Origin of the sequence: Yersinia sp. 2542 StPb PI (assembly GCF_048593855.1) — a bacterium.
Classification (GTDB): Bacteria; Pseudomonadota; Gammaproteobacteria; order Enterobacterales; family Enterobacteriaceae; genus Yersinia; species Yersinia enterocolitica_E.
In genome coordinates, this window is record NZ_JAZGQA010000242.1 from 1 (window position 1) to 5,703 (window position 5,703).

The following is a 5,703-nucleotide window of genomic DNA, read 5'->3' on the forward strand; positions in this document are numbered from 1 at the left end:
ACAAGCAAAAGAGGCTACCCTAACGGGTGGCCTTTTTTGTTTGTCTGGTGTACAGGTTCGACTCGAGCATGACATGCAGTTTGAACATTGAATAACCTTTTCTTTTTGCTTTCTGTCATTTTTATAACCCTCGCCACAGAAAATAACCTTTTTTACCTTAAAATCATTCAATCAAAAATTGAAACGATGTTTTGATTGTGAGGTTTGAATGAATGCCGGTCTATTTGTCTGTTCGCTCGCCCTGTCAGCGATACTTACTGCCGCAACAGCACAGGCCAGTCCTGTGACGTATCAAAAAGAAGCTATTACTGAAAATAATCTGCCAGTATTTTATCCACAGCTAAAAAAACAGATGACTTATCAAAGTTCATGGCTGGCAGGGAGATACACTGACTTTGCACAGTGGAAAAGCGACACCAGAAAGATCTTCCGACAAGCATTGCTCACTCCTGACTCAACAATTGCATTTTCAGCAGAGAAAATAGATCAGCAGGATCGTGGCCGCTATATTGCTGAAAAAATAGCATTAAACATCACAGATGAAAGCCGTGTCCAGGGCTTGCTATTAACACCGAAAAGCAAAGGCCCTCATCCGGCGATTGTTCTTTTGCATGACCATGGGTCTAAATTTGATATTGGCAAAGAGAAAATGATCCGCCCTTGGTGCGATAGCGCACAGCTTGCCTCAGCGCAGGCTTGGTCGGATAAATTCTTTAGCGGTAAATTCATTGGCGATGAGTTGGCAAAACGTGGTTATGTCGTGCTTTCTATTGATGCTATTGGCTGGGGTGATAGAGGCCCTATCAGCTATGAGCAACAGCAGGCCTTAGCCAGTAACTTCTTTAATCTTGGCCGTTCATTAGCGGGCACGATGGCTTATGAAGATATACGAACGGTTGATTTTCTGGCGACACTTCCATCAGTTGACCGCCAACGTATTGGTGCTCTTGGATTTTCTATGGGAGCGTATCGTGCCTGGCAGTTAGCTGCATTATCGGATAAGGTCGCGGCCACTGCGGCTATCTCTTGGTTTGGTAACTATCAAGGTTTGATGACCCCAGGTAATAATGTACTTCGTGGGCAATCCGCTTTTTACATGCTCCACCCTGGTATTGCCAATAAGTTGGATTTCCCTGATATTGCCAGCTTAGCGGCACCAAAACCGATGCTTCTTTTTAACGGCGGGAAAGATAAATTGTTCCCATCGGATGCGGTCGAGCAGGCTTACAGTAAAGTGCATGCAATCTGGCGGTCACAAAATGCGGAATCACGCTTAGTCACTCGTAGCTGGCCCGCGTTGGGGCACGTATTTTACCAAGAGCAGCAAGATGTGGTTTTCCCTTGGTTAGACCGCTGGTTGAAGCCATAAAAAAGGCCCCGAGGGGCCTTTTATCCACCAAATACGATCAGTGAGAGCTACTTTGAGAGGCGCCCAACCCCGTTTGTGAACGGACAAACTGTGCTTTAAAGCGCAGACGTTCTTGCTTACCCTCTTCTGAATTATCAGTGACGGAGAAGAACCATATCCCGACAAATGCCACTATCATTGAGAATAATGCCGGGTATTCATATGGATAAATTGGTTTTGCGTGTCCTAGAATGGTTACCCAGATAGTTGGGCCTAAAATCATCAGGATCACCGCAGTCAGTAACCCCAACCAGCCACCAATCATTGCACCACGCGTGGTCAGTTTATCCCAATACATTGAAATGAAGATGATTGGGAAGTTACAACTGGCGGCAATGGAGAATGCCAAACCTACCATGAAAGCAATGTTTTGCTTCTCAAACAAAATCCCCAAGCCGATTGCCACAAACCCTAAAATAACCACTGTGATTTTAGAAACTCTCAGTTCATCGCGTTCATTTGCTTTACCCTTCTTGATGACACTGGCGTAAAGGTCATGAGAAACAGCAGATGCCCCCGCTAATGTCAGACCGGCAACCACCGCCAAAATAGTTGCGAAAGCAACTGCCGAGATAAAGCCTAAGAAGAAGCTACCCCCCACGGCATCAGCCAGATGCACTGCTGCCATATTATTACCGCCAAGCAGTGCCCCCGCCGCATCCTTAAAGGCTGGATTCGGGCCGACCAACAGGATTGCGCCAAAACCAATAATAAAGGTCAATATGTAGAAGTAACCGATAAAGCCAGTGGCATAGAACACGCTCTTGCGGGCTTCTTTGGCATCACTTACCGTAAAGAAACGCATTAGAATGTGTGGTAAGCCTGCGGTACCAAACATTAATGCCAAGCCGAGCGACAATGCTGATATTGGGTCAGAGACTAGCCCTCCAGGGCTCATGATCGCCAAGCCTTTAGGGTGAACTTTAATGGCCTCACTGAATAAGGTATTGAAGTTAAAGTTAACCGACTTCATAACCATAATGGCCATAAATGAAGCACCCGCCAGCAGTAACACCGCTTTGATAATCTGTACCCACGTTGTGGCTAACATGCCGCCAAACAAGACGTACAGTACCATCAGGATGCCCACCAACACCACGGCTACGTGGTAGTTCAAGCCAAACAACAACTCTATCAGCTTACCGGCACCGACCATTTGAGCTATCAGATATAAAGCGACCACCACTAACGAACCACAGGCAGATAATGTTCTTATCGGCCTTTGTTTCAAGCGATAAGAAGCCACATCAGCAAAGGTATAGCGACCCAGATTACGCAGCCGCTCGGCAATTAAAAATAGAATGATTGGCCAGCCGATTAGAAAGCCGATGGAGTAAATCAAGCCATCATAGCCAGAGGTATAAACCAGCGCGGAAATACCCAGAAATGATGCCGCAGACATAAAGTCCCCAGCAATGGCCAAACCATTTTGGAAACCGGTTATGCGCCCGCCAGCGGTATAATAATCACCCCGGGAACGGGTACGCTTTGATGCCCAGTAGGTAATATATAATGTCGCGCCAACAAACAATACGAACATAATGATCGCTTGAATATTGAGCGGCTGGCGATGAACTTCGCCGGTAATTGCTTCTGCCTGTGACAGCGCAGGCAGAGTCAGTAAGGAAAGTACGGACCAATGGCGAGTCTTCATTGCTTCACCTCACGAAGAATTTCTGCCGTCAGACGGTCAAACTCGCCATTAGCACGAATAACGTAAATACCGGTAAGAACAAAAGAAATAACGATCAACCCCACACCAACGGGTATGCCGCGAGTAATGCTGGAGCCTGCATATAGCGGGGTACCGAGCCATTGTGGTTCGAAAGCAATAAGGAAAATGAAACCGACATACAGCGCTAGGGTAATGAGCGACAGTGTCCAGGCAAAGCGGCCACGCTTTTGCACCAACTCTTTGAAACGCGGGTTATTTTCAATCTCTTGATAAATGCTGTCATTCATCAGAGTCTCTCCTTTGAGGCATTAATTAAGTTTGCCGCCGGTAGGCGGCACAATTTACGACGGTGTTTGCATTGATTGTTTTTCTTCCAGTAATTTGTCCACTACGCCCGGATCGGCCAGTGTTGAGGTATCCCCTAAGTTGCTGGTATCGCCAGCCGCAATTTTGCGCAGAATACGGCGCATGATCTTGCCTGAACGGGTTTTTGGCAGTGAATCAGTCCAGTGCAAAATATCTGGGGTCGCAATTGGGCCAATCTCTTTACGCACCCAATTACGCACCTCGGTATACAGCTCTGGTGTCGGTTCTTCACCGTGATTCAGCGTGATGTAGGCATAGATAGCTTGCCCTTTAATGCTGTGTGGGACCCCGACGACGGCAGCTTCGGCAATTTTCGGGTGTGAAACCAATGCGGATTCAATCTCAGCGGTCCCTAGGCGGTGACCTGAAACGTTAAGTACGTCATCGACGCGGCCGGTTATCCAGTAGTAGCCATCTTCGTCACGACGAGCGCCATCACCACTGAAATACATGCCTTTAAAGGTTGAGAAGTAGGTCTGCTCAAAACGGTCATGATCGCCGAATAAGGTTCTGGCCTGACCCGGCCAAGAGTCGGTTATCACCAGATTGCCTTCGGCTGCACCTTCTTGCAGGTTACCTAAGTTGTCGACCAACGCTGGCTGTACCCCAAAGAAGGGGCGAGTAGCTGAACCGGCTTTTAACTCTGTGGCTCCTGGCAGTGGCGTTATCATGAAACCGCCCGTTTCAGTTTGCCACCAGGTATCAACAATCGGGCATTTACTGTTACCAATCTTGTTGTAATACCATTCCCATGCTTCCGGGTTAATAGGTTCACCAACTGAACCCATAATGCGTAGGGAGTCGCGTTTTGTCCCTTCGATGGCTTTGTCACCTTCGGCCATTAAGGCACGAATGGCGGTAGGGGCGGTATACAGAATATTAACCTGATGTTTATCGATAACCTGACCCAAGCGATTGACGCCTGGATAGTTAGGAACACCTTCAAACATCAGAGTAATAGCACCGCAAGCCAGTGGGCCATACAGCAAATAGCTGTGGCCGGTGACCCAACCAACGTCTGCGGTACACCAGTAGATATCGCCGGGGTGATAATCAAAAACGTATTTAAAGGTCAACGCGGCATAAACCAGATAACCGCCGGTGGTATGTAAAACCCCTTTTGGTTTGCCAGTAGAACCCGAGGTATAAAGGATGAACAGTGGGTCTTCGGCATTCATCTCTTCTGGCGGGCAGTCGGTGGAGGCTTCTTTTATCAGGTCATGCCACCACAAATCTCTCCCGTCTTTCCAATAGCTGGCATTGCCAGTACGTTGGAAGACGACCACATTTTTGATACTGGTGATAGCTGGATTTTTTAAGGCTTCATCGACATTTTTTTTCAGTGGAATTGCGCGACCAGCACGAATGCCTTCATCGGCAGTAATCACCAGTTTTGAGTTAGAGTCGATAATTCGGCCAGCAACGGCATCAGGTGAGAATCCACCAAAAATAACAGAGTGCACGGCGCCAATACGCGCGCAGGCCAGCATAGCAACAGCGGCTTCTGGCACCATCGGCATATAGATTGCAACCACATCACCTTTCTTGATGCCCAGTTTTTTCAGCACATTAGCAAACTGGCATACATCGTGGTGAAGCTGTTTATAGGTGACGGTTTTTGATTGGTTAGGATCATCACCTTCCCAAATAATTGCGGTTTGATCGCCACGCTCTGCCAGGTGACGGTCAAGGCAGTTAGCTGCAAGATTCAGTGTGCCATCTTCGAACCAGCGGATGCTGATATGACCGGGGTCAAAGGAGGTGTTTTTAACTGTTTTATACGGTTTAATCCAATCAATAATCTTGCCATGTTCGCCCCAAAATTCATCTGGGTTCTGCACAGATTGTTGATAATATTGCTGATATTGTTCAGGATTTATCAGGGCATGCTCTGCAATTGCAGTTGGAATAGGGTGTTTATGTATTTGGCTCATAATAGTTCTCCTTGAGATTGTTAATAATATGTCAATCAAAAGTTAATTATAGTGTGGAGGGCCGTTTTGTTTCTTTTTTGGGCGGCAGATCACGCATAAAAGATGTTGATTTAGAGACTTACTTAATGTGCTGCGTGGTGAATCGATATCTTAATGATAGGAGACGCGCCTTGTGATCATGCAATAAAGGAAAGGAAATGTGCAGATCAGCTCATTTCTAGCGTGAAATAAGAATATTGAAGGGGGAATGTCACTAAAAGTACTAACGTAGCGTGACTAATGCAATTTAATAGTAGTTGTTAACCAAAAAATTAAAAATC

The 5,703-nt window shown here is 46.7% G+C and carries 4 protein-coding genes; 1 reads left to right on the forward strand and 3 read right to left on the reverse strand.

The window, feature by feature from the left end:
* Positions 1–208 precede the first annotated feature (208 nt).
* Positions 209–1,369 (forward strand): dienelactone hydrolase family protein, encoded by a 1,161-nt coding sequence (locus tag V1952_RS19635; protein WP_420075371.1) that lies wholly within the window; start codon positions 209–211, stop codon positions 1,367–1,369.
* Between the two features lie 37 nt (positions 1,370–1,406).
* Here the strand turns inward: V1952_RS19635 and actP are convergent, their stop codons facing one another.
* Genes actP through acs form a run of 3 tightly spaced genes read right to left on the reverse strand, consistent with a single transcriptional unit; the run spans position 1,407 to position 5,383 of the window.
* Positions 1,407–3,062, reverse strand: coding sequence for a cation/acetate symporter ActP (gene actP, locus V1952_RS19640; RefSeq protein WP_372560004.1), 1,656 nt, complete (start codon positions 3,060–3,062; stop codon positions 1,407–1,409).
* Positions 3,059–3,370: a DUF485 domain-containing protein gene (locus V1952_RS19645; RefSeq protein ID WP_372560003.1), complete on the reverse strand. Its 312-nt coding sequence runs from the start codon at positions 3,368–3,370 to the stop codon at positions 3,059–3,061. Before V1952_RS19645 ends, actP begins: the two co-directional genes overlap by 4 nt.
* A gap of 54 nt (positions 3,371–3,424) precedes the next feature.
* Positions 3,425–5,383, reverse strand: coding sequence for an acetate--CoA ligase (gene acs / locus V1952_RS19650; RefSeq protein ID WP_372560002.1), 1,959 nt, complete (start codon positions 5,381–5,383; stop codon positions 3,425–3,427).
* Between the last annotated feature and the right edge of the window lie 320 nt (positions 5,384–5,703).

Bases quoted from the DNA above. Each gene is read 5' to 3' on its own strand.
- acs (WP_372560002.1), bottom strand. From the start codon at position 5,383: ATGAGCCAAATACATAAACACCCTATTCCAACTGCAATTGCAGAGCAT.
- V1952_RS19645 (WP_372560003.1), bottom strand. From the start codon at position 3,370: ATGAATGACAGCATTTATCAAGAGATTGAAAATAACCCGCGTTTCAAA.
- V1952_RS19635 (WP_420075371.1), top strand. From the start codon at position 209: ATGAATGCCGGTCTATTTGTCTGTTCGCTCGCCCTGTCAGCGATACTT.
- actP (WP_372560004.1), bottom strand. From the start codon at position 3,062: ATGAAGACTCGCCATTGGTCCGTACTTTCCTTACTGACTCTGCCTGCG.